Source organism: Pusillimonas sp. (assembly GCF_044464525.1).
Classification (GTDB): domain Bacteria; phylum Pseudomonadota; class Gammaproteobacteria; order Burkholderiales; family Burkholderiaceae_B; genus Pusillimonas.
The window spans coordinates 25,755-52,153 of sequence record NZ_JBIQLE010000024.1 but is presented as its reverse complement, the minus strand read 5'-3'; the positions used below and the strand labels follow the sequence as shown (position 1 = coordinate 52,153).

Below are 26,399 nucleotides of genomic sequence, written 5' to 3'. Positions count from 1 at the left end.
GCGTCGCGTTCGCAATGCGAAGGTCGGGAGTTCGATCCTCCTCGTCTCCACCAGATCCGAAGCAAAAAAGCCCATCTTGCCGGTGGGCTTTTTTGGCGCTTGGGCAACAGAGGCTGTTTTTTCAGGCGCTTGGCCGGTGTTCTAGATTTTCTTCGCCAGATCGATGACAAAGTCATGCACTCCCGACGCGATGAACTGAACGGCGACGCAGGCAAGCAAGAAACCCATGATCTTCGATATCGCCTGTATTCCTTGCTCGCCCAGGTATCTTGAGATAACACTGGAGAACGACAGGGCCGCGTAGGCGACCATGACCGCGATCGCTGCACCCAACATAACTACGACATGACCAAGCACCATGTGCCCGGCAGGTATTTGAGTACCGTACCCCATTACCACGGCGATGGTTCCAGGCCCCGAGATTGAAGGCATGGCCAGAGGCGAAAATGAAAAATCCAGCGTCGCGCGCTTGATGTCGCTGGCGCTTTCCTGGGTAGCCGCGGCGTTATCGGCCGGAAACAGCATCCTGAACGACAACATAAGGATAATGAGGCCGCCGGCCACCCTTATGCCCGCCAGCGAGATTCCGAACAAATTGATGATGCCGTTGCCGAGCCACAGAAACGCCGTAAGAATAAGAAACGCGTAAAAGCAGGCCATCCGCGCCTGCCGCCGCTTTTGCTCTTCCGCCATTCCCTTGGTAAGCGTAAGGAACAGCGGAACCGTGCTCAGGGGATTCATTATCGGCAAGATGCCTAAAAAGACCAGGGGCGTGTACTTGAGCAGCAGTTCTAAAGAATTCATGTCGTGAAATGAATCTCTGGTTGTCTTGTCAACCCGTGTTTATAACCCAAGGGCTTCCGGCAAGCTGCATAACCCAAGGAAATGTCCGTCTTGTGGCGCAAAAACGTACTTGCGCTATACTTTCCCCATTAAAGATGTATATTATATGTACCTATAATCCGCCCCGGAATCCGGGCTCCATCGTTGCGAGGACTCCATGCAAGCAGAAACCCTGAAGCGTTCTTCCCAAAAAACCGAAACCATGCAGTTGATCGGCCTGCAAGGGCCCGAATCCGCCGACGCCGTGGATCGCGCCTTATCCATCATGCCGGGCGTTGCCCAGGTCTCCGTTTCCTTGGCGGACCAGAAAGCCACCATCACCTATGACACCGCCCAGGTCAATGTCAAACATCTGCAGGCAGCGATCAAAGATGCCGGGTTCGAGTCCTTGAAGCCGGTTCACGGCGAAGATGGAAATTGCTGCGGTGGATGCGGCGGGTAGAAATCCAGCCCAACATCATGATATTCAAAGGAGAATACAAGATGAACCCGACAATCATCAGCCCAGCGGGCACGCGCGACGGTGTGCGCCTGCTATTGTGTGCGACCGCCGCCCTGGCCATCGGGCTGGCCTGTTCGAGCGCAGCGCTGGCGGCCGACAAGCCTGAAGTCAAGGGGCCGCCTGTGCCAAGCTTGATCACCGATACGCCCGAAGAAGGGTTCGCCCTGGCGGTGAAGCTTTCGCAAAAAGGCGTGGTCTACACCCAGCCGGACGCGCAAGTACGTAGCGGCCTGCGCGGGCAATACGCCAACGATCCCAACAGCCTGATCAACGTTTCGCATGTGGTCTCGGTGCACTTCCAGACCGTGGCCGCCGCCAACGATTACTGGCGCAAGTAACTTCGCTCGCTGAACCGGGCATTTGGTCCGCAATGCTGGGCCGTCGTATCCCGCGCTCAGCCGACGTCACGAAGTCAGCCAATCGCCAGTAAGCAAACCCCTGTCAGAACCCGCTCAGCACCAGGCTTGGCGGGTTTTCATTGGATGCGACCCCATCTTCGTGCATAGCGTTCTATGATGTAGCTGCTGCGACCCAAAACCAGCGTATTGAAAACACGCTCTGCAAGATGCGCACTTCGAAGCAGCGCTTAACAACATCGAGACTGATGCAAAAACCCACGCGAGCCTGGCCAAGGGCCCTGGCGCTGGCCGCCGCCCTGCTCCTGTTGCAAGCGGGCGGCGACGGCGTGCGAGCCGCGTTGCGCTTCAGCCGCCCGGCCCTGGAGCAAGGCGAATGGTGGCGGCTCTTCAGTGGGCACTTCGTCCATCTGGGCTGGACGCACACTGCTCTGAACATGCTGGGCGTGCTGCTGTGCTGCGCCTTGGCGCCGCGGCTTTTCAACCGGCGCATCTGGCTCAAGACGGCGGCGCTGGCTGTGGGCGTGGGCACGTTGCTATGGTGCTCATCGCCAGGCGTATCGTCTTATGTCGGGCTGTCGGGTGTGCTGTACGGCCTGTTTGTTCTGGGGCTCTTGCCGCAAGCCTGGCGTAAAGACGGCGTGGCGGCCTTGGCATTGTTGGCCACCATTGCCTGGATGGCATGGCAGTGGGCGACCGGCCCGTCGGCCGCGGAGGAAAACCTGATAGGCGGACGCATAATCGGTGTAGCGCATGTCTACGGCTTCGGCCTGGGTATGGCGGGCGTTGTCTTGGGGTTGGCGTGGATGCGTGCCGGGCAAAAAACATCAAGACAATTGTAAACAACGAATGTTACGATTTTGTCTGCCGCCCCAACAGGAAAACCCCAATGAAGCCTGTCCTACGCAAGGCGTTCGCCGCCACGGCGCTGATGGCACCACTGTGCGCCGCCCAGCCGGCCTCCGATCCCGCAAAGCAGACTCCCGCCTACATCCAGTTGCAACGCGACGTGCTGATCAACGCCGATCTCTGGACCGAGCAGCCCGAAATACTTGCCGCCAATTACGGTTTCGAAAACATCATCGGCGTACCGGGACTGCTTACGGCCGGCCAACTGCACCTGGCGGTTGATGCCGGTGCCGGCGTCAATCTCGATTGGGCGCAGTTGGACCCGACGCCGCCCTTGCGCAACCTGACCAGCGCCGCCGGTGTACTCGGCCTTGCCGTGGCGGGCTTCGGGGCCACGCCCCGGTTCGCCGACGCAATGCCGATCGAAGTAAGCTGGCCCTTGCTGCCCAGCTCCGTATCGCCCGACAATATCGCCATCACGCTCAACACGGGCGAAATCGTCCATCCGGCAGCAGCCGCGTTGAATCCCAATTACGACCACAACGAACGCCACGTCATCGTGGTGTTTGGCGAGTTCGGCAATCGCCTGGCGCCCGACACCGTTGGCGCGGTCTATCCAACGGTGGTTTCTTTCGTGAAGGGAAGCTCGCCGCTGATGGCGGTCGGCCCCGCTGGGCCGGTGCCCATCACGGGGCTGTCGGCCACCAGCAGCAACCCTTACGTTGCCGGGCCGGCGCTGATAGGCGCAAAGCTCAGCCGCTTCTCACCGGCCGGCGACTTTCCGCCGCCCGCACTCGACTCCGCGTTTCCCAACGACGCCTATTCGCTTTATGGCGAAGACGCCCAATATCGCTTGCGCCTATTCACCTCGGGTGGGTTCTCGCCGGATGGCGTAAGCGGCTTTTTGCCGACGGACTTCGAAACCTTTTTCCGGCTGCATGCCCGCGACTCGCGCGGAAACCGCGTCGTAGTGGACAAAGCCGGACAAGTCCATGACCTGGGCGCCGGCAAGATCGAAATCATCGGCCTGGCCGAGGTGGGCGCTCCGACAGACGAAACACCCGACCGCGCCTATTACGTTGAGGATCACGACAATTATTTCGACGTCGTGATCAAAGGCGACGCGTCGGCCGTCAGCCTGCTCGAGTCAGTAGAGATACCCACCTCCCGAGTGTCCGGCTACAGCGACATCTACAACCCCGGCGGCCCGGGACGCACGCCGCAGCCGGGCACCACCTATACCAAGCCTGCCTTGCCCCAGGTGTATCCCATTGCCCATAGCCTCGATCAGCCGCGCACGGTCAGCTACGCCGCCCAATCACTTGCTCAATACGATCTCGACCGCAATCTGCCGGTGGTGTTCCGCCTGGCCACGCCCGATGGGCCCGATGTGCTGACCAGCGATTCGGCATTGGCCGGCGAGCTGGTCGACAAACACGATTACACGCTGGAGCACGTGGCATTCGCCAACGAAGCCGATCGGCCCGGCGTCAGCGCGGTTGTCGGCTATGTATCCAGTGACGGCGACCGCCTTTACACGCTGGACCCTGTCGAACAGGCCAGGCTCGGCAATGACCCGGACTGGCACAAAGAAGGACGCGCCTTTGGCGCCTTCGACAAGCCCTGGCCCGGGCTGGCTCCCGTATACCGCTTCCATGACACCAAGGCCGGACGCCATGTATTCACCGCCGACAGCCACTTTGGCTCGCGGCCGGGCCAAGAGGCCGACAATGAAGGCATAGCATGGCATGCCGCCTTGTTTGTGGAACCGCCTCCGCCCCCGGCCCCGACCCGTTCCGGCGGAGGCTCCGCCGGGCTGCTGTGGCTGGCGGGCCTGGCCTTGCTGTGGGGGTTGCGACGCGTTCGAATGTAACGCCGCCAAACCGGCGGCACATTGCCCAGCGCTTTTCCCGCTTGCTATGATGGGTTCCCTTTGGCCCATCAACCTCCATTCATCAAGCGGCAGACCATTGACCAAACTCATCAGCCTGGCCCTGCAAGGCGGCGGCTCGCACGGCGCCTTCACCTGGGGAGTGCTAGACCGGCTTCTGGAAGACGGCCGCATCGCCATCGAAGCGGTCAGCGGCACCAGCGCCGGCGCCATGAACGCTGCGGTGCTCGTCAACGGCTACGCCCAGGACGGACCCCGGGGCGCTCGCGCCGCGCTGGATACGTTCTGGCGGACCGTCAGCGGATACGCGGGCTTCAGCCCGATGCGCCGGACTTGGGCGGACCAGTTGATGGGCAACTGGAACTTTGACAATTCGCCGGGCTACCAATGGAACAACTGGGTAAGCCAGTTCGTGTCGCCATATCAAAGCAACCCCCTGAACATCCATCCCCTGCGCGAGATCTTGCAGCAGCAGCTGGATATCGATGCAATCCGGCAATACGAGAACATACGAATCTTCATCGCAGCCACCAACGTACGCACGGGACGCGCCCGGATTTTCGACCGGAACGACCTGTCCGTCGACGCGTTACTGGCCTCGGCATGCCTTCCCCACCTGTACCAGGCGATCGAAATCGACGACGATGCATATTGGGACGGCGGCTATATGGGAAATCCATCAATCTGGCCGCTGATCTATAAAGCGGATACCGCCGACGTGGTGCTGGTGCAGATCACGCCCATCGAGCGCCAAGAGGTGCCCTACAACACGGCCGACATCAACAACCGGCTGGACGAAATCGCATTTAACTCATCCCTCATACACGAGATGCGCGCCATTGCGTTCGTACAGCGCCTATTGCAGCAAGGGGCGCTGGCTGAGCCTTACGCGTCACGCTATAAAAACATGCGCATGCATATGATCGGAGACCCCGACGGCTTGAAAGCGCTGGGAGCCAGCAGCAAGCTCAATGCTGAGCCACGGTTTGTAGAGCACCTGAAGCAGATGGGTCGGGAGAGCGCGGATCGCTGGCTTGGCGAGCATTTCCAGAGCCTTGGCAAAAAATCCACGCTCAATATTTCGGAAACCTTTCTTTAAAGGATCCGGCGCGCGGATTCCACCCAGACCCGCTGCTGACCTTGTGCGCGCACCAAATGAAAAGCGCCTATCAAGCCCCCGCGGCATGCAAGGCAGGCAACACCCCCGTATAGCGATCGGTGCCAAGGTTCCTCTTGACGGGAGCATGACGCCATGGAAGAGTTACGACATTCGGGACGAAGGCGGTTCGCCTGCCTAGGTGTGAATCGGCCCGGTTAACGGTTAAGGATCTTGATGAGCGAACCATTGTTCGACAGCTACCATCTTACGGCGGCCGCCATAAAGCAATTGGCCACCCAGCCAATCGATGGCCTGAAGCCCGAACTAACCACCTTGAACGAGGTGGCGCCCTATACGGCCTTGGACGACTTCGATCAGTCGTTGCGCAACGCCGGACAATTACTTCTTGCAGCCCAAGAAACCCTTGAGCTGATCGACAACAACGGCAGAACGACGACGCAAACCGTTCACGGCCCCGTTGCGTTTCAGGGTGATATTCCCGAGGGCGAGCTTAGTCTACGCCTGAAACATTTATCGGCCCTGCGCCGATTGCAGCCTATCGGAACGGGCCTGTGGCAGCGCGCCGTGCTGGCCTTCAGCGATGAGACTCAGACAGTGCATTGTCGTATCGACCTGCTCTTCCTCACAGGAGAGCCGGGTCGGGCAGCGGCCGTGGCGGTGTTGCCGTCCACGACGCAGTACCCGGAGTCGATCAGAAATATTCGCGGCCGAGTGCTGGGTTTGAACGGGACGAAGTTCAATGGCAGCGCGTTGGTCGATGCGCTGTTCCCGCTTCAGCAGCCTTATGACGCCAAACCGAGCCTTGCCGTTGCGCCCGATGCCGGCGCTTTCGAGGCGGCAAACTCCATCATAGGGGCCCTTATTCCGGTAGCGCGCGCCAACGAGGCCGGCATCGTCGCCGACCATGACACCGAGTTCCTGCATGACTACCGCATCCAATTGCGCAAAATCCGCTCAGTGCTGAGCCTGTTCAAGAAGGTCTACGATGAACCTCAGACAAAGCATCTGAAAGCCGAATTTTCAGCCGTCATGGATTCAACCGGCGCATTGCGGGATCTGGACGTATACCTGCTGGATAAGCCCGAATTTTACAAACTACTTCCCAACAGCTTGCATGCCGGTCTAGACACCCTGTTTGACATGTTCGCGCGGCAACGGAAAGCCGAACACGCCAAACTTGCCGCGCTTCTGAGCAGCAAGCAATACAAAAATAAAATCAAACGAATTGCCGCTTTATTCTCTTCGTCCGGCTCGCCAAGGCCAGGGCCGGCCGCAAATCTGCCTGGGTCGACTTACGCCTGCGAATTGATCTGGAAGCGCTACCGCAAAGCTAGCAAGCTTGCCGGGCAAATCAACCCTGCTTCGTCGGATGAGAAGGTTCACTCTCTACGCATCCAATGCAAGAAACTGCGCTATCTGATGGAGTCTTTCAGCGCGCTGTTTCCACCCGCGGAACTCAAGACGCAGCTCGGCGCCCTGAAGAAGCTCCAGGACAACCTTGGGCTCTTCAACGACTATTCAATTCAGCAGCAAAGCCTGATCCAGGCCATACGGCAAATGCCGCACAAGGATGGTGGGCCCGATATTGAAACCGCTCAGTGCATCGGCGCATTGATCGCGGTGCTGCACGACAAACAGCAACAAGAAAGGGCAAGAATTGAAAAAAGCATCTCGCGCTTCAACCGCGACAAGACACAAAAGGCATTCAAGAAGCTCTTGCAACCGCAAGGAGAATAGCCATGACCGACGTTCCCACGCAACGCGTGGCCGATGCGGTGGCTCAACTTGACGCGCTTTCCGCGGATGTTCTCGAACGCAGCGGCATTCCAGGCATGGCCGTGGCGGTTGTCCATCGGGGAAAAACGGTCTACGCCAAGGGCTTTGGCCATCGCAGGCTCGGAGACCCTGGGCTCATAACCTCCGAAACGGTGTTTCAACTGGCATCGGTATCCAAATCGGGCGGAACCGCGCAAAGCCTATCAATCGAGCTGTACAAAGATACTGGCCAATCAACGCTCTCCCGCCTGTAATTCTCAAGCGGTATGAAATGACAAACTTGCGAAATAAATGCTTACCGGGTTAACACTACTTCAAGCTTCAAGCTTTGGCTTTTAAGATGAAACGGACGCATGGGTGCCCGCGCCCATGCCAAGATTAACGACAACACCAAAGAGACACCATCATGGCTCATACAAGACGCGAGTTCCTTCAAACCGGCATCAGTCTGGGCGTACTGTCCATGCTTGGCCTGCCATCGGCTTTCGCCCAATCGGTCGACAATCTGGTCATCGCCTACAACACCGGGGTACCCCAGTGGGACCCAACCACCGGAGCCTCGGGGGTCAACCCCAAGTTGCAGCCACTCTATCTCACGGTGTTCGATCGCTACATCCAGCAACAGCCCGATCTTAGCTTTGCGCCCGGCCTGCTTACCGAATGGGGCTTCAGCGACGATAAAAAACACATCCACATGACAGTGCGCGAGGGCGTGAAGTGGCACGACGGCTCTGATTTCGGCCCCGAAGACGTCGTCTTCTCGCTGGAACGCGCGGCCGATCCCAAATCGGGCAACCCCGGCCAGTTCGTCTGGGGCAAGTTCGGCAACTATAAAATCGACGGCAACAAGATCACCGGCGACGTTCTCGAATACGAACCCACAGTCTTCAAATGGATGGCATTTCTTACCGGCTACGTGCTGCCCAAAGCCTACTTCGAAAAAGTGGGTCCCGAAGGCTTCGAAAAGGCCCCCATCGGCACCGGCCCCTACAAGATCGATAACTACGAACGCGGCGCCTACGTGCGCCTGGTGGCCAATCAAGATTACTGGCAAGGCAAGCCTGCGTACGATGTCGTCACGATCAAATTCGTGCCCGACGCCGCCAGCCGCGTGGCCGAGGTCGAATCCGGCAACTCGCATGTGACCTTCGAAATTCCTTACGAAGAATACGACAGGCTCAAGACCAGGCCCGGCCTTACGGGCGAAGCGTTTCCCGTCGCCGACGTGGCAATGATTTTCCTTAACGACATCGGGCCCATGCTGGACAAGAACGTGCGCCTGGCTGCGCACCACGCCATCGACAAACAGCTCATCATCGACCGTCTGCTGCGTGGATACGGCGTTCCCATGTCCACTCTCGAGGCGCCCGAATACGATGCCTTCGACCCCAACCTTAAGTTCGAATACAGCCCCGACAAAGCCAAAGAGCTTCTTGCCGCATCGGGCTTCTCTCCCGAAAACCCGGTGCGGTTCAAAATCCAGACCACACGCGGTTACAAGCCCAAAGACTACGAAATGATCCAAGCCATCGTGGGCATGTGGCGCAGGGTCGGCATCGAGGCCGAGATCGAAATCTACGAAATCGCCAAGCACTTTGAGCTTCGGGCTGCCGACCAGCTTGCTCCGGCGGCGTTCTACAACTGGGGCAATGCCATCGGCGACCCCACCACGTCAACCGGACACGCCATGTTCGGTCCCTCGCCCCACTCGTCCTGGGACACCGACGATCTCGACGAAAAGATCATGCCGCTGTGGGGCGAAACCGACGAAGAAAAGCGTATCCAGGGCTGGAAGGATGTCAGCGCCTACATCATGGAGCAAGGCTACGTCATTCCGCTGCTGCAATATGTCATGCCCGTCATTCACTCGAACAAGGTCATCGTACCTTCGGCTGCAACGGGCGACGTCACGCCGTTCATGATGCGGCCCGCTTAACGCCTGCCCTGCCCGATCCAGCCGGGCGCCGCTCGCCCGGCGAAGCGGCCATAGCCGGCGGCCGCAGGCGCGGCCGCCGCCCCGAAGTATCACGATGTAGTTTCAATGCTGAAAACCATTCTTGCCAGGCTTGCCTCGATGGCGCTGACGATGCTGGGCGTCGCCATCGTCGTATTCGTATTGATCCGGGTGGCTCCGGGCAACCCCATTGCCATGATGTTGCCTCCTGGCGCCACCGAAGCCGACGTTGCGCGCCTGACAGCCATGTACGGCCTCGACAAATCCCTGTTCGAACAGTTCATCATCTGGGGCGCAAACGCGCTGCAGGGCGACTTTGGCACGTCCATCACCACGCGCCAGCCGGTGTGGGGCCTGGTGCTCGAACGCCTGCCGGCAACGCTCGAGCTATCCATCCTGGCTTTGTTTATCGCGGTCGCTCTCGGTGGTTTCACGGCCATCCTGGGCGCTCGGGCGCGCGGCCGGTCGCCCGAGGCGGGCGTCGACCTGTTCAACGGCATCACCTTGTCGATACCCGACTTTCTCTGGGGCTTGCTGCTTATCCTGCTCTTCGGCGTCTTGTGGCCGGTGCTGCATATTTCAGGACGTATCTCGCCCCACCTCAGCCTGCCCTTCGTGACGCAGTTCTATTTGTTCGAAGGCATTGCGCGTTTGCGCTTCGACCTGGTGGCCGATCTGCTGGCCCATATGATCATGCCGGCGCTGTCGCTGGCCTTGCCCCTGGCAGCCATCATCTCTCAATTGCTCAAGCAGGGCCTCAAAGAGGTGCTCGAACAGGATTACACCGTACTGGCCCGAGTGCGCGGTTTCACCGAAATCCAGGTGATCTTGCGCGAAGCACTGCGCAATGCAGCCCTGCCCACGCTTACCCTGATCGGTGTGCAGTTTACTTTTCTGATCGGCGGCACCGTCATCGTCGAGCGCCTGTTCGCCTATGAAGGCTTGGGCAATATGGCCATCGACGCAGTCATCAACCGCGACCTGCCGTTAATCCAGGGTATTGTTCTGACGTTCGCCGGCATCTTCATCCTGGTCAACCTGGTCGTCGATCTGGCTTATACCTTCCTGAACCCGAGGCTGCGCCATGGCTGACACCACGCTCATTTCCGCGCAAGCCAGCCCCCACAAACGCCGCCGCCGGCGCAATCTGCGACTATGGCTTTCTGCAAGCTGGCTCATCATCATCGCCGTGGCGGCGCTGTTCGCCCCGTTCATCGCTCCCCACGACCCGCTAGCCCAAGACCTGATGCTGGGACGCTTGCCACCGGCAGGTTTGAGCGGCGCCGAACCGGGCTACTTTTTAGGCACCGACAACCTGGGGCGAGACGTTCTGTCGCGCTTGATCTTTGGCGCGCGCATCGCTCTCACCGTCGCGCTTGTGGCCGCCACCGCCGCCTGCCTTTTCGGTTCACTGCTGGGCCTGCTCGCTGGCTATTTCGGCGGCTGGGTCGATCGGATCGTGTCCCGCCTGGTCGAAATCTGGATGGCGTTTCCACCTGTGCTGTTCTCCATCCTGCTGGTTGCCGTGCTGGGCCCTGGCCTTACCTCTGTAATCCTGGCCATCGCCATCATCGACTGGACTCGTTTCGCCCGCGTCATACGCGCGGAAACCATGGTTCAGTCGCGCATGGACTATGTCCAGTCGGCCCGCATCGGCGGGGCCTCGCGGCTGACCACCCTGGCCGGCGAAGTGCTGCCCAATGTATTGCCCACCATCGTCGCGCTGCTGGCGCTCGAGATGGGCGTGGCCGTCATCGTCGAGGCCATCCTCAGCTTCGTGAACCTGTCCCTTTCATCAGACTTTCCCACCTGGGGCGGCATGATCGCCGAGGGCCGCGCATCCATCCACTTCAGTTGGTGGGTGCTGGCCGCGCCGCTGCTGGTGCTGTTTCTGACAGTGCTTGCGTTCAGCCAGCTGGGCGAAGGGCTGAAAGATCAATTCGATCCCATAATGCGTTAAGGATGACCGGGCCATGAATCATGCAAGCGACAAGACAAGAAGCGACGCCGGCTCCGCCACCCTTCAGGTGGATGGCTTGAGTGTCGCGCTGCGCAGCGGCCCATCTCTGCTGCGCGATGTTTCCCTTGCCGTTCAACCGGGCGAAGTGCGTGCCCTGGTGGGCGAAAGCGGCGCCGGAAAAAGCATGATAGGCAAGGCCGTGCTGGGGGTGCTGCCTCGTGGAATCGAACAGACCGCAGGGCGGATTCTACTGCAAGGCGTCGCGCTCGAAAGCCTCCGTCCGCCCGCGCGGCGGCAGACTGTGGCAGCAGTGGCCTCGCTTATTCCTCAAGACCCGCTTACCGCGCTGAACCCGTCGCGGCGAATCGGCGGTCAGATCACTGACCGCCTGGTGCGGCGCCTGGGCTGGAGCTCCCAGGAAGCGAACCAGCGCGCCCTCGAGCTGCTGGATCGGGTGCGTATTCGCGATCCGCAGCGGGTGCTGCGATCTTATCCCCATGAGCTTTCCGGCGGCATGCGCCAGCGCGTGCTGATCGCGGCGGCATTTGCGCCGCGCCCCAAGCTGATCGTGGCAGACGAACCCACTACTGCGCTGGACGTCACGGTGCAAAAGCAAATTCTTCAGCTCATCCGCGAGCTGCAAGCAGAAACCGGCACGGCGGTACTGTTCGTGACCCACGACATGGGGGTGGTGGCCAAGATCAGTCAAACCGTCACCGTGCTTTTTTCAGGCAATGTAATGGAAAGCGGGCCGACCGATGAATTGCTTTCCCGGCCCCGGCATCCATATACCCAGGCGCTGATCGCAGCCACGCCCCGCTACACCCATCCGCACGAGCCATTGCGCCCAGTGCCGGCCGAACTGGTGGCGGCCCTGCATCAAGAGATTGCTCGAAACGACGAGGCCGTGCATGGCTGACACCCTGTTTCGTATCGAAGACCTGCATCTGGCCCTGCCCGACATGGCCCGCAAGCCACTGCTCGGGCGGGCACCGCTAATTCATATTCTCAAAGGGATATCGTTCGATATTCCCCAAGGGACCATCACGGGCATCGTCGGGGAAAGCGGCTCGGGCAAGACCACGCTTGGGCGTGTGTTGGTGCGCCTGCTCACGCCAAGCTCTGGCCGCGTAATATTCCAGGGCCACGACATCAGCCACCTGAACGAGACCCAGCTCAAGCCCTTGCGCCGCGATCTGCAAATGATCTTCCAGGACCCCATGTCGTCGCTCAACCCGCGCCATACCGTAGGACGCATCGTGGCGACGCCGTTACAGCGCTACGGCCTGGATAACCCTCGCAGACGCGCAATGGAAATGCTTGAGCGCGTGGGGCTGCCCGGCGAATTCGCCGCCCGCTATCCGCACGAACTGTCAGGAGGCCAGCGCCAGCGCGTAGGCATCGCCCGCGCAATCGCGCTGAACCCCGCATTTATTCTGGCGGACGAAATCGTCTCGGGCCTGGACGTATCGTCTCAAGCGCGGGTACTGACCTTGCTCAAAGAACTGGCCGCCGACATGAACCTCACCATCGCCTTCATCAGCCATGATCTGTCGGTCATCCGCAGCCTTTGCGATGCGGTGATAGTGCTCGATCGCGGCGTAATTGTCGAAGCGGGGCCTTGCGAGCAAGTGTTTGACACGCCCCAAAGCGACATTACACGCCGGCTCATCGACGCCATCCCCTTGCCCGAGGTGGACGATTCCTGGTTCAACGAAGTGTCGGTGGCGGTGGTGTAAGCAGGGTTTCAAGCTCGGCGCCCAGACGCAACACGGCATGATCGTGATACTTACGCCCCGCTATCTGCAAGCCAAGAGGCATTCCTTGCGGACAAAGCCCCATAGGCAGAGACAGAGCGGGTTGGCCGGTGACATTGAATGGATAGGCATATCCACTATGCCGCAACCAGTTGTCCGCCGAGGCCCGCCCCGCCACGGCCGGGTCCAGCGCAAGTGGCGCCGAGTGCGGCATCGTGGGTGTGAGCAAGATATCGATATCGTTGAATACCTGGCCCAGGTCGACAGCCATCTTGCGCAAGCGAGTACGAGCTTGGGCAAGCTTGGCTGTACTCATCGCCTCGCCTTCCCGATAAAGCTGCTGCAACGCCAGGCTCAGCTTGTTGCGTTGCGCCTCAGGCCAGCCATGAAACGCCTCCAGTGACCGGTAGCGCCAGGTGTCCCACATTGCATCGGCGCAATCGCGGGAGCGAGGGTCGACCTCTTGAAGAGAATACCCGGCCGCGCGAAGCTGCTCGAGGCTGGAATGGAAGGCCGCGACCACATGGTCTTCCGGCGGCAGCTCGGAACCCAGAAAAAGCGTCCAGCCCAGGCGCGGCCGCCGAGCCGGGGCGTCAGCAGCGAGCCGAGGAAAAGTGGAGGCCGGGTCGCGCGGGTCGGGGCCGTCAAGCACCCGCATGGCTGCGCGACAGTCTGCCACCGACCGTGTCAATACGCCCAGGTGCGCCAGCTCGGTAAATGCGCTGGAGGGCGGCATGGGTATGGCACCGAAGCTGGGCTTGAAGCCGACCAGTCCGCAGAATGATGCGGGCACCCGTACAGAACCACCCGCATCGCTGCCCAAAGCAAGCGGCCCCCAGCCGGCCGCCACCTGAGCCGCCGCCCCGCTGCTGGAGCCCCCCGCCGACCGCGAGGGATCGAGCGGGTTGCGTGTAAGACCTGTAAGCGGGTTATCGGAGCGTATGGTCCAGCCGAACTCTGTGGTGGTGGTCTTGCCAAACAGTACTGCTCCGGCACGGCGCAACCGTTCCACCACAGGTGCATCCGCCTTGGCCGGCTTGGCCTCGGCCATGGACAGTGAGCCGAACCGAGTCGGCCAGCCGGCCACGTCGGTAAGGTCCTTGATGGAAATCGGCACGCCGTCCAGGGGGCCCAGCGACGCTCCCGAGCGGTGGCGTTGCCCGGATTCATCGGCCGCCCGCAAGGCTGCGGGCCAATCCAGGTGGCAAAAGGCATTGATGGGCTCGCCCGCCTCGACGGCGGCCCGCAGGGCTTCCAGCACATGCACCGGCGTACATTCGCCTTCGCGAAAGGCCCGGGCCAAGCCCGCGCAATCGAGCGCGAGCAAGTCAGCCTCTGCCGGAACCCGCCGCGCATCCGCCATTACTGCCCTGCCTTGAATGTTTCGAACTCGACGTTGGCATAGACCCCATCCACTTTTTCGAACCGGCGTATGTATTGGTCTTGCACCACGTCGCGTGTCTCGGGATCGATGCGGATGTGGCCCCGCGGGCTTTCAAACTCGAGGCCCTTGAGCGCCTCGATAAGTTTCTCGCCGTCGGTATCGCCCTGGGTTTTTTCAAGCGCCTTGTAGATGGCGGCCATGCCGTCGTAGGCGGCCACCGCCATGATCGCCGGACGCGCATTCTTGTCGCGCAACTTGATGAACTCTTGCACGAACCGGCGGTTGAGGTCGGAATCGTGGTGCATGGAATAGGGGTAGACCGTTACCACGCCCATGCCGTTCTCGCCGATGACGTTGACGATGGGCTCGTCGACGATGTCGCCGGTGCCGATCAGCTTGGTGCCGTCGGCCTCGAGATTGCGTGCGCGGAATTCGCGCAGCAAGGCGGGCGCCACGTCGCCGCCGTTGACGAAGGCGAACACGACGTCGGGCTTGGCGTCTTTGACACGCATGATGTAGGGTGAGAAATCGACGGTGACGATGGGCGTGCGGACCGTGCCCACGATCTTGCCGCCTTCGGCCTCGAACGCCTCGATGAAGGCTTTTTCAGCATCCAGGCCGGGCGCGTAGTCGGCCGCGATGACATAGGCGGTGCGGGCCCCCTCGCGATAGGCCCATTTGGCAATGGGCGGAACCGTGGTGCTGACTTCAAACGCCACCCGCACCATGTAGGGCGAACGCAAGGGCAGGTTTTCTCCGGCGGCGTTCATGACCACCATCGGCACCTTGCCCTGCGTGGCGACAGGCGCAGCCGCCAGGGCGCTGGGCGTAAAGACGAAGCCGGCCAGGAAACTTACCTTTTCACGCACGAACAGTTCTTGGGCATGGCGCTTGGCCACCTCGGGATTGGCGCCGCCGGTGTCCTTGAAAATGACTTCAACCCGCTTGCCGGCCACCGTGTCGCCATGCATGGCCTGATAGGCCCTGATGCCGGTTTGCATCTGCTGGCCGAACTCGGCAAAAGGACCGGTCAGTGTAGTGATCAGGCCGACCTTGACGACGTCTTGCGCCGACACTGCGGGCGCGGCCGCCAAGGCGCCGGCCAGCAAAGCGAGCTGGCAACGTTTGAACCATGACATAAGTATTCTTCCTTGTTGAGGTCGGATGAATGTATGCAACCAAGAACAAAACTGGCAATACGAGTTTGTTCCCAAGCAACGGCAATTTATGCCTTGGACCTTGGTGATGCAAGGGAGAAAACCCCTGAACTATAGTTAAATGGGTCTAAATAAGTAAATTGTATGTGTTTATTAAATAATTAGGTATAGGCTGTAGACTTGACGAGCACCATCTCGGCCAAGGCTGCCAAACCCAATTGCATGCAATTTGCCCGAAATTGCATTCAACTGGCTGTAAGGAAGTGTCGACGCGCCTTTGGTTTCCCGACCGGCTCACGGGGCAGGACGACGTCAGGGTTGCCATAGCGCAGAGCGGTCGATGTCGGCCAGGGTGGGTGTGCCGGCCAGGGCCATGGTGATCTCCAGTTCGGTGCGCAACATGTGCAATACGTGGACCACGCCGGGCGCCCCCGCCGCCGCCAAGCCATAAACATAGGGCCGGCCGATAAGCACTGCACGGGCGCCCAGCGCCAGAGCCTTGAAGACGTCGGCGCCGCGCCGCACACCGCCGTCCAGAAGCACCGGCGTGCTGTTGCCTGCTGCTTCAACAATGGAAGGCAAAACATCGATGGTGGCCGGCAGGCCGTCCAGCGTACGCCCACCATGATTGGAAACGATGATGCCCGCCGCTCCGTGATCAATCGCCAACCTGGCGTCGTCCGGATGCGTAATTCCCTTGATCCACACTGGCAGGCGAGTGGTCTCAACCAGTTCACGCAGCTCGCTCCAGCGCGCCGCATTCTCAAGCAGGCCATGGCCGAATAAAGGACTCGCGCCGGCTTGAGCCGTATGCCCCGGCGGCTGCCTCATGCCGCGCAGGTTGACAGCCTCGACCCCGTCCGGCAACGAAAAGCCCGCCCTCTGCTCGCGGTTGCGCACCCCGTTGACCGGCGCATCGGCGGTAAGCACCAAAGCTTGATAGCCGGCCGCCTCGACACGGCGCACCAACGCCTTGGTGAACTCGCGATCGGGCTGGATGTACAGTTGAAACCACAAGGGCCGGCTTGCCGCAGCGGCTAAATCTTCCAGCTTGACGCTGGCCTGGGTGCTGACCACCATGCCCGCCCCGATGGCCGAGGCTGCCAAGACCGTAGCCGATTCGCCCTGCTCGTGCGCCAGCTTCTGGAAAGCCACCGGGGCCAGCATGATGGGGTAATCCCAGACATGGCCCATCAGCTCGACCCGCGTATGCGCGCCGCGCATGTCGGCCAGCACACGTTGGCGCACGCGGATTCTATCGAATGCCGCACGGTTATCAGCGCATGTCAGTTCGTCGGCCGATGCTCCGTTCAGATAGGCCCATGCGGAATCGGTCATGCGCTGCCGAGCGAAAGCCTCGTAGTCGGCAACAGCCGCAATCTGTGGGGGGATCCGCTCCAGGGGCGGCAGCGGCGTGCTTGCGCTCATGTATCAGACCACTCGCGGATAAGATTGTGATAAACGCCTGTCAGGCGCGGCAAGGCTTCATGGCCAGGCTGGGTTTGCGCCACATTCTGTATGGCGTTGTCCAGTTCCAGCAGCATGGCGCGGCGGTGGTCTTCGCGCACCAGGCTCTGTATCCAGAAGAAGGCGGCAAGCCGCACGCCCCGCGTAACCGGCGTGACCCGGTGCAAGCTTGACCCCGGGTACACCACCATATGGCCGGCCGGCAGCTTGACGCTGTGCGAACCGTAACTGTCCTGCACGATAAGCTCGCCGCCATCGTACTCATGCGGCTCGCTGAAGAACAAGGTGGCCGAAATGTCGCTGCGCACGCGATGCGGCGAGCCCGGCACACCGAAGATGGCGTTGTCGATGTGGTCGCCGTATGCCCCGCCGCCTTCGTAGCGGTTGAAGCGCGGCGGCAGCACTCGCTGCGGCAACACACCGGAAATGAAGGCTGGATTGCTGCTTAGGCGATTGAGTATGAGCTCGCCGATCTGCCGCCCCGCCGGATGATCAAGCGGCAGTTGCTGGTTGCTTTTGGCCCCCGCCGCCACATAACCGGCGGTCTCGCGGCCGTCGGCCCACTCGGCCTGCTCCAGTGCCTGCCGGCACTGACCCAGTTGCTCCGGCGTCAATACGTCGGGGATCTTCAGCATCATGCGACTGTCCTTGTATTAAAAGTTGTCCGCCCTCTTCGCGCGCGGCGGCCAGGCTAAACGACCGTGCAAGCATCGCTGGCGCACAGGACGGCGGCCACGACAAAAAACCGCTAATCAATATAGCGGTTTTTCGCTGCGCATCGCAGCCCGAAGGCCACGATGCACACGCCCTATGCGAGCGTTAACTTATCAAGACATCAGAACCGGGCATCGGCACTGAGCATGACGGTACGGCCCGCGCCGGGAACAGCATACAACTGGAAGCCGTCCGAGCTGCTGGTCGAGCGCTGCAGGTAAAACTTGTCGAAGATATTGTTTACGTTCAGGCGCAAGGCGAAGTTCTTGTTGAACTTATAACCCACGGCGGCGTTCATCAACCAGTAGCTGGGCATATTGATGTCGTTCGCATGGCGGCCGCCGGGCGCTCCTGCGGTGGTGTAATTGCCCGCACGGAACTGGCGCTTTCCAACATACTGCGCGCCAAGGCCCGCATCCCACTGCTCATCAAACTGGTAATTGGTCCACAGATTGAAGGTCATGTCGGGCACGTTCTTCATCTTGCCGCCTTCTTGAAGCGGGTCGGCCTCGTCAACCAGCACCTTGCTGCGCAGCAAGGTCCAGCCGCCGTATACCGACAATTTAGGGGTGATGCTGCCTGCAGCCCCCAATTCGATGCCTCGAACGCGTTCTTTGCCGCTGGTCTGGATAGTATTACCCAGCTCATCGGTATCGGAGGGGTTGCTGCGCTCGACTTGGAAAATGGCCGCAGTCAGAGCCAGCTTGTTGTCCAGCACATCCCACTTGGTGCCGAGCTCCCAAGTCTTCGCCTTACCCGGCGAGTAATTACCCGCGTTGGCATTACCGCCGCCGCCACTGCGGGACGCCGCGTCGGCTGCCGAGGGTTGGGAGGCTTGGCTGTAAGAGAGATAAACGCTGCTGCTGCGTGTCGGCTTATAAACAACGCCCAAGCGGCCGCTCCAGACGCCTTCGCTTTGCTCGAACGATTCGCGGTTGCCAAACTGGTCATACCATTTCACCCTGAACTTGTCGTAACGCAGGCCAGCGGCGATTTCCCAGCTTTCGTTCAACGTGATCTGATCGTACGCATACAAACCCCAGTTTGTAACTTTAGCGCCGCTTTCATTGGTATATTCGCGGGATTCCCATGGGCCGTTGTAATGCGTGATCGGATCGCGCACATCAATGACCAGTGCTTCTCCGTTGGCAATGAAGCTGGGCACGCTATAGCTGCGGGGATCTTTCCGGTAGCTTTCTTCATAGAACTCCACGCCGGTAACCATCTGGTGCCGTACGCTGCCGGTGTTGAAGTCCAGATTCAAGTCCGTCTGGTTGGCAAGAACCTTTCCCTTGTATGAGTTCGCGTTTCCACGCAGGCGATTTACCGCCAGATAGCCAGTCGGGTAAACCTCGTTGCCGGCACCGTCGTAGCCCCAATAATCAGAACTACTCGGTGCAGGAATAAACTCTCCCGCCGAAGTAGCGCCCGTCGCATTAAGCAGTCGGCCACCCGTATTCAACAACGTAAACCGCTTCGTCTCAGACCAGCGCGTCTGGTTGCGGATAGAGGTTTTGTCATTGAAATCGTGCTCGACCCGCAAGGTGGCGCTGTTGTGTTCGGTTTCTTCGGTATCGACGTTGCCGAACTGGCCCCAGTATTCACGCGAGACGCCGTCCATGCGATGGCCGCTGCGATTCAAAGGCACGCCCCAATCCGGCGTATTGTTGTCTTTCTGGTGCATATACATCGCCGTGATGCGGGTATCCGTGCCCAGCCCCCACGTAAACGAAGGTGCAATGCCCCAGCGCTCGTAGTCGCTTTTGCCGCGCTTGGCAATGTCGTTCTCGTGCCACATGGCGTTCAACCGGAACGCCATGTTGTCGCCAATCTGGTGGTTCACATCGGCCGTGGTGCGACGATAGTTGTCAGTGCCGACACCCACGTGGAAATCATAGAAATTGTCCAGCTTGGGCGTTTTGGTCACGAGATTGACAGAGCCCCCGACAGCGCCAACACCCGACTCTATGGAACCTGTGCCCTTGAAGACCTCGGCCTGCTCCATATTGAAGATATCGGTGCGGGTGCTAAGCGCGCTTTCTCGCACACCATCGACTGTGACACTTTGCTCGGCCGAAAAGCCGCGGATGGTCATCATGTCGCCCCACCCGGCGCCGCCTTCACCTGACGAGAAGGTTACGCCCGGCACGTTGCTAAGCACTTCCTGCAAAGTTTGGGCGTTTTGCTGCTGCAGCACCTCAGAAGGCACGATATTGATGGTTTGCGGAGTATCCACCAGCGGGGCCTGGAATTTCACCGATTGCGGGGCCTCGGGCTTGAAAACCGGGGCCTCGCCCTGGACTTGAACCGGCGCAAGCTGCGATACGCCGCTATCTTGCGCGCCTGCCACGGCCGGCGCGGCAAGTGCGCCGCACACGGCCAAGTGCACTAAATTGAATCGAGGTTGACGATGCTGAGTCTTTCTAGCCATTGGGCTACTCCGTTTATTTATGAATTTCCAGTTGCTGCGGAGGACCCATCCTTGTATTTAGTAACACTCCATCCGCGAAGCTGAACAATAATTATTCTTAATAACATTGTCAATACCGGATCAGGAATCGGTCAGAAAACTGTCAGAAAATCGCCACGTTTGAACAGCCGGGGGCAGGCAACCCCCTCGCGCCGCCCGGAATTCCGGCCGACAAGAAAGATCTCAAGTATCGAGAGGGCTCAGGTGGAACGCCGACGCGCCACCGGCACTTTCTTCAATACCGCTCTGCGGCTTCGCGCGTGCTGGCCGTGCACCGAGCCGTAGAAACGCCGGCCGCATCATCTTGCACTTCATCGCCCTGCCCTGCTTCCATCGGAGTCATCAACGGTTCCTTGGCCGCGTCGGCCAGCCCCGGCACGTCCTCACTTTCTTCGAGTGTCCATTCTCGCCAGATGGCGACCAGCAGCGCCATCAGCACCGGGCCGATGAACAAGCCCACAAAGCCCATGGTCTGCACCCCTCCAACCAAACCGAAGAAGGTCGGCAGAAACGGCAGCTTTACCGGTCCGCCAACCAGGCGCGGCCGCAGGGTCTTGTCGACGATAAAAAGCTCGACCGTGCCCCAGATAAAGAGGCCGACCCCTGCCACGGCCTGCCCGGAGCCGACCAAATACAGGGACACCAATGTGAAGGACAATGGAGCGCCGCCCGGTATCAGTGCCATGAAACCGGTGACCACGCCCAGAAGAACAGGGGAAGGAACGCCGGCGACCCAGTAGGCCAGGCCCAACACCAGGCCCTCGCCCAGCGCAATCAGCCCCATGCCGGTCACGGTGGAGTTGATGGTGGCGGGCACCATGCGCGAAAATCGTTGCCAACGGTCGGGAAGAACGCGTTCGCCCACTACGTCGAGCTGGGTGCGAATGCGAGCGCCGTCCTTATACACGAAGAACAGCACGATAAGCATAAAGATGACGGTCAGCAACAGGCGGAACACATCGCCGGTGGCTGAAAGCAACATGCGGTAGATGTTGCCCAGGTGCTCGCCACTGACCATCTCGACCAGTTCGCCCAAGGCATGCGGTTCGCCCAGGTAAAGCACCCAATGGCGGGCAAGCCAGTCTCCCGCCAAAGGCAGCTCGATGAGCCATAGCGGCACCGGAACGCCGTCCCGGTTGGCCGCCAGGGCCCATCTGATGAAGCTGCTGGCCTCTTGCACTGCAAAGCTCAGGGCCATCGATAAAGGAATGATCAATACCAGTATCACTATGCCCAGAGCCAAACTGGCTGCCAGGATGTCGCGCCCTCCGCAACGGCGCAGCAGACGCTGGTATAGCGGCCAGCTTGCCAGGCAGATGATCAGCGCGGCAAGGACGGGAACCAGGAAGCCGCGAAGAAAATAAAGCCCGGCAAGAATGACGAGCACAAGAAGCCAGCGGGTAATGAGGTAGGCAGGCAGTATCGGTTGCATAAGGACCAAGGCGTTTAGATTTTTGTAAGGTTAAACCAATTCTTGCGTACGCATACAGCGATACACTACGACGATTGCCGACTCGTGCCCATGCGCAACAACAATAACCCTCTCATGGATGACGCCAACTACAGCCGCCGACCCGTTCCAATGTCGGCCCGCAAGTCCACTTTGGCGCTCAGTGCCGTCATGTTGGGCCTTACCTTTTTCTCTGCCAGCATGTGGGCCGGCGGCACACTGGGCGCGGGGCTGACATTCAACGAATTCTTTCTGGCGGTGGTCGCCGGTAATCTTATCCTGGGCTTCTACACGGCGGCGCTCGGCTATATCGGCGCCCGCACCGGCCTGTCCACCCACTTGCTCGCACACTACTCTTTCGGCGTAAAAGGTTCGTGGCTGCCTTCGCTGCTGCTGGGCGGAACGCAAATTGGCTGGTTTGGCGTCGGAGTCGCGATGTTCGCCATTCCAGCGGCCAAGGCCACAGGCTGGGATACCTCTGTATTGATCGCGGTCTCGGGCTCTTTAATGACGGCCACCGTTTATTTCGGCATCGCTGGCCTGACCGCGCTGTCGGTGGTTGCAGTGCCGGCCATTGCTGTGCTGGGCAGTTATTCCGTCTGGCTCGCCGTAGATCAGGCGGGCGGCCTGGAAACCCTGCGCCAAAGCGTTGCCGTTGAGCCTCTGGCGCTGGAAACCGCCATCGCGCTGGTCGTAGGGTCATTCATCAGCGCGGGCACACTAACCGCTGACTTCATTCGGTTTGGACGCAGCGCCAGGCAGGCGATGGTGGTTTGCATGGTGGCCTTCTTTGCGGGGAATTCGCTGATGTTCGTGTTTGGCGCGGCGGGCGCCGCCGCCACGGGCATGGCCGACATCAGCGACGTGATGCTGCTGCAAGGCCTGATCTGGCCCGCCGTCATCGTGCTGGGCCTGAACATCTGGACAACCAATGACAACGCCCTGTATGCCTCGGGCCTTGCCCTGGCCAATGTTACGGGGTTCTCCAGCCGCGCCCTGGCCATATTCAATGGCCTGGCGGGCACTGTCATGGCTTTGTGGCTGTATAACCATTTTGTGGGGTGGCTCACGTTCTTGTCGGCCGCCATACCGCCCATAGGCGGGGTCATCGTCGCCGACTATTTTTTGCGCCGCAAAAGCTACGCCGCCTACCCTGCCGCCACGCCGGTTTCGCTCAACGGCCGGGCCTTCGCCGCCGTGGCGGTTGGTGCGGGATGCGCCCACTGGCTGCCGGGCATTGTTCCGGTCAATGCCATCCTGGGCGCCATGGGGGCCTACGCACTGCTATTGCGCCTTCGTCGCTGAAGGCCGATTCCCAGCACCATGACAAGCAGCACGGCAGCCTGCACGGCCAAGGTCTGCGCGGTGGGATACACCCCCAGGATATCAATGCGGGGCCCAACCACCGGCAGCACGGCGACCCAGCCGGCCTCTTGCAAAGCGGCCACGCCCTTGCCTGCAAGCACCACCGCCAGCAGGCCCACCAAAATAGAAGTAAGGGCAAAGAAGCGGCCAATGGGCATACGGGCGCTGGTGCGCAACAGAAGCCAGGCAATAAGCGCCAACAACACAAGGGCGCTGAGCAGGCCGGCCAGCAACGCGGTGTCGTTGCCGTCGGTGGCCAGGGCTGAATAGAACAATACCGTCTCGAACACTTCGCGGTAAACGGCCACGAAAGCCAGCGCAAACAAGCCCCACGCGGAACGTCGTCGCGCGGCATCCGACACCTTCTGATGCAAATAGGCCTGCCAGCGACCCGCCGCGCTTTTCTGATGCATCCATAAACCCACGCACAAAAGCACCAACGCGGCCAGCAATGAGCCCAAACCCTCGGTAAGTTCGCGGCTCGCGCCGCTGATCGTCACAAGATGAGTGGCCGCGAGCCAGGTCAGGCCTCCGGCCACCAGCGCCAGTATCCATCCTGCGTGCACCGTCTTCAAAGCGTCGCGCCGATCGGCCTTCTTTAGAAACGCAACGATGCCGATGACAATCAGCAAGGCCTCCAAACCCTCTCGCAGCAGGATGGTCAATGCCCCCAGGTAGGTCGTCAGCGCTGCGGCCTGTGATTCGCCCAATTCGGAATCTACCCGTGTCAACAATTCGTCGACCCGGCTTGCCGCCGTTTGCGCCGCGGCGATGTCCGTGGCGTCGACCGCGGCGCGATACCTCATCATTGCCTCTTCAACCTCGGCCAGCAGGCCTGGGTTTCGCGCGCCGAGCATCGGCTCGATGGACTCGAAACCGTCGAGATAGGCGGACAAGGCCAGACTTGAAGCCGTTTTCTTTTCCCCGGCACGTAGGGCGCCCAGGCTTTCGTTCAGGCGTTGGCGAGCCAGCGCCAAGCCCGAAGTCTCGCCGTCCAGGACAACAGAGGGATCAGAGCGAAGATATGCTGTCAGGTTGCGCGCCGCATCCGGGCCCAAGGCACCTGCGGCCTCTGACTGGCTCGTTGTGGCCACGGCCGGCAGCCCGTCGTACAGCGAGCGTGCCTGCTTGTCGTTGGACCAAAGCTTGCGGCCGCTTTCGCGCGCGGCGGCATCATAGGCGAGGCCGCCCACAAAGAACGCCAAGGCCCAGCGCTCGTCGTCCGACAAATTGGCATACGAGGGCATGGATGTGCCTTCCACCCCCTGCGAAATCACTTGGTAAAGGGCCAGCACGCTTCGCGACGCTGCGCGCCCGCCATCGGTAAAGGCAATCGGAGCCGGATCGAGGCCCTCCGCCGCCACGCCGTCCCCGGCGCCGTTCATGCCGTGGCAAGAAGCACACTGTGCGGCGTACACACGACTGCCAAGCTGCAAATCTGGAGCATGCGTGGGCGCAAGGGGAAAGGGGTAAGCCTCGAGCACCGCCGCACCTGCCCGGTGAGCCAGTTGGCCCACCAGTTCCGGGTCGGCCTTGCTTCGCACGGCTGCGTTGAGATCGGCGATCAACGCCGCGATATGGTCTTTCGATTCGTGCTGCGGCATCGCGCGCAAACGGGAGGCCGCACTGTCGGTGAACTCCAGCATTTCGGCATACTCGCCCTCGTTCACTATCTTCTCTTCCTGGACCGCTTCGCCGTAATCAACGGCGACATAATCCAGCAACTGCCACAGCATGCGCGCATCGGCGTTGTCTGATGAAGCGTGCGCCAAGGCGCCCGCCATACCTAAAGCCACGCACGCCATGCAGCGCGCCGCCTTACTGACCCATACGGCAAAATTCATGATGCTCCGTGGAAACCTTGTAACGAGACTCATTCCGTAAAACTATACGCCTTGTTACTAACGTGCCGCTGAATGCCGTTGAATAGCAAAAGCGGTATCATGGCTTCATTTCACGGCTCAACACCAGCCACGCGGAGCACCTTTATGGCCCACACCAACGAAAGCGCAAGCCTGGCGCTCTTTTGCGATTTTGAAAACGTGGCGCTTGGCGTACGCGATGCGCAATACGAAAAATTCGACATTCAACTTGTGCTCGAACGCCTGCTGCTCAAGGGCAATATCGTGGTCAAAAAAGCGTATTGTGATTGGGACCGCTACAAAAGCTTCAAGGCATCCATGCACGAAGCCAGTTTCGAGCTTATTGAAATTCCCCACGTTCGCCAGTCGGGCAAGAACTCCGCCGACATCCGCCTCGTGGTCGACGCGCTCGACCTTTGCTACACGAAGGCCCACGTCGACACCTTCGTCATCATCAGCGGCGATTCTGATTTTTCGCCGCTGGTGTCCAAGTTGCGCGAGAATGCCAAGCAGGTCATTGGCGTGGGCGTCAAGCGCTCAACCTCCGACCTGCTCATTGCCAATTGCGACGAGTTCATTTTCTACGACGACCTGGTCCGCCAGACCCGTTCGACCCGCAAAACACCCACCTCAACAACCGAGACAGTTCCGGCCAAAAGCGCCGAAACTCCGGAAGACAAGCAACAAGCCCGACGCGCCGAGGCGGTAGCCATTGTGGTCGACACGTTCGAAGCCCTGCTTTCCGAGCGCGGCGACAGCGACAAGATATGGGCCTCGACACTCAAACAAGCCATCAAGCGGCGCAAACCCGACTTCAACGAGTCGTACTATGGCTTCAAGGCGTTTGGCAGCGTTCTGGATGAAGCCGGCGCGCAGGGCCTGCTGGAAGTCGGCCGGGACGAAAAGTCAGGGGCTTATGTATCCAAGCCCGCGGCGCCCGTCAAGCCGGCAAGCAAGGCCCGTAAAAACACCAAGGCTGCCAACAAGGCAAACACTGCGCCGTCCGCGCCCCGGAAGACGGCGCGCAAGAGCGCGGCCAAGAAAGCCGACCGCCCTGCCGCACAGACCGATTGAACACTTAGACCCCGATGTCTTCGTTCCAGAGCTCTGGTTTATTGCGGATGAAGTCGCGCATCATGGCAATGCACTGTTCATCTTGCAGCACCTCGACCTGAACCCCGCGCTCGCGTAGCAGTGCCTCATCGCCCATGAAGGTCTGATTCTCGCCCACCACGACTTTTGGAATGCCATACAACAAGATAGCTCCAGTACACATGGGGCACGGCGACAAAGTGGTGTACAGAACCGATTCACGATAAACGCGGGCCGGCTGACGGCCGGCGTTTTCGAAGGCATCCATCTCGCCATGAAGAATGGCACTGCCCTGCTGCACGCGGCGATTGTGCCCGCGGCCGATGATGCGCCCCTGATGAACAATGACCGAACCTATGGGAATGCCGCCCTCGGCCAGGCCCTGGCGGGCCTCGTCGAGAGCGGCTTGAAGATAAGCGTCCATGGCAAG

The 26,399-nt window shown here is 60.4% G+C and carries 21 protein-coding genes and 2 pseudogenes; 14 read left to right on the top strand and 9 right to left on the bottom strand.

Features of this window, described 5'->3' with window-relative positions; genetic code table 11:
• Positions 1-141: 141 nt before the first annotated feature.
• A complete protein-coding gene (locus ACIY1O_RS13160) occupies positions 142-804 on the bottom strand; it encodes a MarC family NAAT transporter (RefSeq protein ID WP_397475550.1) in 663 nt (220 codons plus the stop codon).
• Positions 805-1,000: 196 nt separating this feature from the next.
• Here ACIY1O_RS13160 and ACIY1O_RS13155 point away from each other — a divergent pair, with 196 nt between their 5' ends.
• From ACIY1O_RS13155 to ACIY1O_RS13100, 12 genes are all read left to right on the top strand, one after another.
• Positions 1,001-1,285 carry a heavy-metal-associated domain-containing protein gene (locus ACIY1O_RS13155; protein WP_397475549.1) on the top strand — a complete coding sequence of 95 codons (285 nt, stop codon included), beginning with the start codon at positions 1,001-1,003 and terminating at the stop codon, positions 1,283-1,285.
• A gap of 41 nt (positions 1,286-1,326) precedes the next feature.
• Entirely contained in the window at positions 1,327-1,683 is a 357-nt protein-coding gene (locus ACIY1O_RS13150) for a hexameric tyrosine-coordinated heme protein (RefSeq protein WP_397475548.1), read from the top strand.
• Positions 1,684-1,949: 266 nt separating this feature from the next.
• The gene (rrtA, locus tag ACIY1O_RS13145; RefSeq protein ID WP_397475547.1) at positions 1,950-2,543 is read left to right on the top strand and encodes a rhombosortase; all 594 of its coding nucleotides are present in this window, start codon (positions 1,950-1,952) and stop codon (positions 2,541-2,543) included.
• Positions 2,544-2,590: 47 nt separating this feature from the next.
• Positions 2,591-4,423 carry a hypothetical protein gene (locus tag ACIY1O_RS13140; protein ID WP_397475546.1) on the top strand — a complete coding sequence of 611 codons (1,833 nt, stop codon included), beginning with the start codon at positions 2,591-2,593 and terminating at the stop codon, positions 4,421-4,423.
• Between the two features lie 97 nt (positions 4,424-4,520).
• A complete protein-coding gene (locus ACIY1O_RS13135) occupies positions 4,521-5,540 on the top strand; it encodes a patatin-like phospholipase family protein (protein ID WP_397475545.1) in 1,020 nt (339 codons plus the stop codon).
• A 234-nt stretch (positions 5,541-5,774) separates the two neighbouring features.
• Positions 5,775-7,298, top strand: coding sequence for a CHAD domain-containing protein (locus ACIY1O_RS13130; RefSeq protein ID WP_397475544.1), 1,524 nt, complete (start codon positions 5,775-5,777; stop codon positions 7,296-7,298).
• 2 nt (positions 7,299-7,300) lie between these two features.
• Positions 7,301-7,591, top strand: coding sequence for a serine hydrolase (locus ACIY1O_RS13125; protein ID WP_397475543.1), 291 nt, complete (start codon positions 7,301-7,303; stop codon positions 7,589-7,591).
• 152 nt (positions 7,592-7,743) lie between these two features.
• Positions 7,744-9,273, top strand: coding sequence for an ABC transporter substrate-binding protein (locus ACIY1O_RS13120; RefSeq protein ID WP_397475542.1), 1,530 nt, complete (start codon positions 7,744-7,746; stop codon positions 9,271-9,273).
• A gap of 105 nt (positions 9,274-9,378) precedes the next feature.
• Positions 9,379-10,383, top strand: a complete 1,005-nt coding sequence (locus ACIY1O_RS13115) for an ABC transporter permease (RefSeq protein ID WP_397475541.1) — start codon at positions 9,379-9,381, stop codon at positions 10,381-10,383.
• Positions 10,376-11,251 carry an ABC transporter permease gene (locus ACIY1O_RS13110; protein ID WP_397475540.1) on the top strand — a complete coding sequence of 292 codons (876 nt, stop codon included), beginning with the start codon at positions 10,376-10,378 and terminating at the stop codon, positions 11,249-11,251. Before ACIY1O_RS13115 ends, ACIY1O_RS13110 begins: the two co-directional genes overlap by 8 nt.
• A 13-nt stretch (positions 11,252-11,264) precedes the next feature.
• Positions 11,265-12,170, top strand: coding sequence for an ABC transporter ATP-binding protein (locus ACIY1O_RS13105; protein WP_397475539.1), 906 nt, complete (start codon positions 11,265-11,267; stop codon positions 12,168-12,170).
• Positions 12,163-12,990: an ABC transporter ATP-binding protein gene (locus ACIY1O_RS13100; protein ID WP_397475538.1), complete on the top strand. Its 828-nt coding sequence runs from the start codon at positions 12,163-12,165 to the stop codon at positions 12,988-12,990. Before ACIY1O_RS13105 ends, ACIY1O_RS13100 begins: the two co-directional genes overlap by 8 nt.
• Here ACIY1O_RS13100 and ACIY1O_RS13095 read toward each other — a convergent pair.
• The 6 genes and pseudogenes from ACIY1O_RS13095 to ACIY1O_RS13070 all read right to left on the bottom strand — a co-directional run.
• The gene (locus ACIY1O_RS13095) at positions 12,962-14,335 is read right to left on the bottom strand and encodes an amidase (protein WP_397475537.1); all 1,374 of its coding nucleotides are present in this window, start codon (positions 14,333-14,335) and stop codon (positions 12,962-12,964) included. The two genes, ACIY1O_RS13100 and ACIY1O_RS13095, sit on opposite strands and share 29 nt — an antisense overlap.
• A 35-nt stretch (positions 14,336-14,370) precedes the next feature.
• Entirely contained in the window at positions 14,371-15,531 is a 1,161-nt protein-coding gene (locus ACIY1O_RS13090; protein ID WP_397475536.1) for an ABC transporter substrate-binding protein, read from the bottom strand.
• A 330-nt stretch (positions 15,532-15,861) separates the two neighbouring features.
• Positions 15,862-16,977, bottom strand: a complete 1,116-nt coding sequence (locus ACIY1O_RS13085; RefSeq protein WP_397475535.1) for an alpha-hydroxy acid oxidase — start codon at positions 16,975-16,977, stop codon at positions 15,862-15,864.
• Positions 16,974-17,654, bottom strand: a complete 681-nt coding sequence (locus tag ACIY1O_RS13080; protein WP_397475534.1) for a Fe2+-dependent dioxygenase — start codon at positions 17,652-17,654, stop codon at positions 16,974-16,976. The genes ACIY1O_RS13085 and ACIY1O_RS13080 overlap by 4 nt, the downstream gene beginning before the upstream one ends.
• 197 nt (positions 17,655-17,851) lie before the next feature.
• The gene (locus tag ACIY1O_RS13075; protein WP_397475533.1) at positions 17,852-20,161 is read right to left on the bottom strand and encodes a TonB-dependent receptor; all 2,310 of its coding nucleotides are present in this window, start codon (positions 20,159-20,161) and stop codon (positions 17,852-17,854) included.
• A 385-nt stretch (positions 20,162-20,546) separates the two neighbouring features.
• Positions 20,547-21,632 (bottom strand): annotated as a pseudogene (locus ACIY1O_RS13070) (AI-2E family transporter); the annotation flags it as partial.
• Positions 21,633-21,722: 90 nt separating this feature from the next.
• Here ACIY1O_RS13070 and codB point away from each other — a divergent pair.
• On the top strand, positions 21,723-22,955 hold the full coding sequence (codB, locus tag ACIY1O_RS13065; protein ID WP_397475532.1) for a cytosine permease: 1,233 nt from the start codon (positions 21,723-21,725) through the stop codon (positions 22,953-22,955).
• Here codB and ACIY1O_RS13060 read toward each other — a convergent pair.
• On the bottom strand, positions 22,925-24,859 hold the full coding sequence (locus ACIY1O_RS13060; protein WP_397475531.1) for an FTR1 family protein: 1,935 nt from the start codon (positions 24,857-24,859) through the stop codon (positions 22,925-22,927). The genes codB and ACIY1O_RS13060 overlap by 31 nt on opposite strands.
• Before the next feature lie 144 nt (positions 24,860-25,003).
• Here ACIY1O_RS13060 and ACIY1O_RS13055 point away from each other — a divergent pair.
• A pseudogene (locus tag ACIY1O_RS13055) lies at positions 25,004-25,795 on the top strand (NYN domain-containing protein); the annotation flags it as partial.
• A gap of 160 nt (positions 25,796-25,955) precedes the next feature.
• Here the strand turns inward: ACIY1O_RS13055 and ACIY1O_RS13050 are convergent.
• Positions 25,956-26,393, bottom strand: coding sequence for a nucleoside deaminase (locus ACIY1O_RS13050; protein ID WP_397475530.1), 438 nt, complete (start codon positions 26,391-26,393; stop codon positions 25,956-25,958).
• Between the last annotated feature and the right edge of the window lie 6 nt (positions 26,394-26,399).

What these genes read in the sequence shown, in the direction of transcription:
- ACIY1O_RS13050 (WP_397475530.1), bottom strand. Translation starts at nt 26,393, where the DNA reads ATGGACGCTTATCTTCAAGCCGCTCTCGACGAGGCCCGCCAGGGCCTG.
- ACIY1O_RS13115 (WP_397475541.1), top strand. Translation starts at nt 9,379, where the DNA reads ATGCTGAAAACCATTCTTGCCAGGCTTGCCTCGATGGCGCTGACGATG.
- ACIY1O_RS13125 (WP_397475543.1), top strand. Translation starts at nt 7,301, where the DNA reads ATGACCGACGTTCCCACGCAACGCGTGGCCGATGCGGTGGCTCAACTT.
- ACIY1O_RS13085 (WP_397475535.1), bottom strand. Translation starts at nt 16,977, where the DNA reads ATGAGCGCAAGCACGCCGCTGCCGCCCCTGGAGCGGATCCCCCCACAG.
- ACIY1O_RS13110 (WP_397475540.1), top strand. Translation starts at nt 10,376, where the DNA reads ATGGCTGACACCACGCTCATTTCCGCGCAAGCCAGCCCCCACAAACGC.
- ACIY1O_RS13150 (WP_397475548.1), top strand. Translation starts at nt 1,327, where the DNA reads ATGAACCCGACAATCATCAGCCCAGCGGGCACGCGCGACGGTGTGCGC.
- ACIY1O_RS13090 (WP_397475536.1), bottom strand. Translation starts at nt 15,531, where the DNA reads ATGTCATGGTTCAAACGTTGCCAGCTCGCTTTGCTGGCCGGCGCCTTG.
- ACIY1O_RS13140 (WP_397475546.1), top strand. Translation starts at nt 2,591, where the DNA reads ATGAAGCCTGTCCTACGCAAGGCGTTCGCCGCCACGGCGCTGATGGCA.
- ACIY1O_RS13080 (WP_397475534.1), bottom strand. Translation starts at nt 17,654, where the DNA reads ATGATGCTGAAGATCCCCGACGTATTGACGCCGGAGCAACTGGGTCAG.
- ACIY1O_RS13160 (WP_397475550.1), bottom strand. Translation starts at nt 804, where the DNA reads ATGAATTCTTTAGAACTGCTGCTCAAGTACACGCCCCTGGTCTTTTTA.
- ACIY1O_RS13155 (WP_397475549.1), top strand. Translation starts at nt 1,001, where the DNA reads ATGCAAGCAGAAACCCTGAAGCGTTCTTCCCAAAAAACCGAAACCATG.
- ACIY1O_RS13075 (WP_397475533.1), bottom strand. Translation starts at nt 20,161, where the DNA reads ATGGCTAGAAAGACTCAGCATCGTCAACCTCGATTCAATTTAGTGCAC.
- ACIY1O_RS13130 (WP_397475544.1), top strand. Translation starts at nt 5,775, where the DNA reads ATGAGCGAACCATTGTTCGACAGCTACCATCTTACGGCGGCCGCCATA.
- ACIY1O_RS13120 (WP_397475542.1), top strand. Translation starts at nt 7,744, where the DNA reads ATGGCTCATACAAGACGCGAGTTCCTTCAAACCGGCATCAGTCTGGGC.
- ACIY1O_RS13105 (WP_397475539.1), top strand. Translation starts at nt 11,265, where the DNA reads ATGAATCATGCAAGCGACAAGACAAGAAGCGACGCCGGCTCCGCCACC.
- codB (WP_397475532.1), top strand. Translation starts at nt 21,723, where the DNA reads ATGCGCAACAACAATAACCCTCTCATGGATGACGCCAACTACAGCCGC.
- ACIY1O_RS13100 (WP_397475538.1), top strand. Translation starts at nt 12,163, where the DNA reads ATGGCTGACACCCTGTTTCGTATCGAAGACCTGCATCTGGCCCTGCCC.
- rrtA (WP_397475547.1), top strand. Translation starts at nt 1,950, where the DNA reads ATGCAAAAACCCACGCGAGCCTGGCCAAGGGCCCTGGCGCTGGCCGCC.
- ACIY1O_RS13060 (WP_397475531.1), bottom strand. Translation starts at nt 24,859, where the DNA reads ATGAATTTTGCCGTATGGGTCAGTAAGGCGGCGCGCTGCATGGCGTGC.